The sequence below is a fragment of the Desulfobacterium sp. N47 genome, assembly GCF_051233685.1.
In the GTDB taxonomy this organism is placed as follows: domain Bacteria; phylum Desulfobacterota; class Desulfobacteria; order Desulfobacterales; family RPRI01; genus RPRI01.
Genome location: NZ_JBAMMY010000190.1, coordinates 1 through 1,094 on the forward strand (window position 1 = coordinate 1; position 1,094 = coordinate 1,094).

Sequence of the window (1,094 nt, forward strand, 5' to 3'; positions counted from 1 at the left end):
TAAAAGCTGGATTCCCGATAAAAGCATTCGGGTATTACAAAAGCATCATGTATGATGAACGCCTGTCAAATTCATAATCCCGGAATTGTCAAACTCCGGGAGTCTCCCGGCAGAGCCGGGAGTTTACCTGCTATTAATTAAATTACATTTAATATCAATATGGTATTAATTATTTTTAATGAGAACATCATTTTTCAATATCAAACAAGTCCCTTAGAATATTTACATAATAAGTTATTATATTCTAATATCACCAGGTTATAATGGATATACTTTGAAAACCGAAAACAAGAATAATCCGGATAGCAACAAAGTTTTTAAACCGGAAACTCAAAAGCGGCTTGAAGCGGCGGCTTTGGAAGTTTTTTCCGAATCGGATTTCCATAAGGCCAATATTCGCGCTGTCGCCAAAAAAGCCGGGGTTAGTTTCAATGTTATTTACGGTCATTATGGAAGCAAAGAAGGACTTGTTTTCGCAGTTGCGGATATCTGGCTTGGAAGACTTACAGACAGGATTATCGACCATCTTCAGGGTATAGAAGATTTAAAGGAGAAACTCAGAAAGGTCTTCTGGGTTCAGATGGATTACTATGAAAAATATCCGCAACTGGGTAAAATACTGTTTATGACGCTTCCCATGAAAACATGGATGTCTGATAAAACATTCCAACAAAAGAAAATGATAAATCTGTTTCTTGAAGTTTTGCGCCAGGGTCAGAAAGAGGGAATTCTGAATCCCGGCGTACGTGCAGGTATATTGCTTGATTTTATGCTGGGTTTTGTCCAGAGATCATTTTTTATGTGGGTTTCCAGAGGACAGAAAGAAAGCCTTGTTGCAGAGGCAAATACGCTGTTTGAAATGGTATGGCGGGGAATTTCCAACCCAGGATAAATAAAATACTATGGACATTGTTTCAAGTCCTTAATTTTTTTTAAAAGATATATTTATACGAATGGCCTATTGACTTAGCTGACCCAATTATTTATAATAAACATCATGAGCAGCAATATTGGGGTTAAGCCAAATTATGGGGAAGTGAGTTGGTTGATTTTCCAGGAAGACTTTCAGAGTGAAGATGACTGTTATGCCTGGC

General features: G+C 37.5%; 1 protein-coding gene. It reads left to right on the forward strand.

Annotated elements, in window-relative coordinates:
• Positions 1-274 precede the first annotated feature (274 nt).
• Entirely contained in the window at positions 275-892 is a 618-nt protein-coding gene (locus tag VXK47_RS12450) for a TetR/AcrR family transcriptional regulator (protein ID WP_435549108.1), read from the forward strand.
• The last annotated feature ends 202 nt before the right edge of the window (positions 893-1,094 follow it).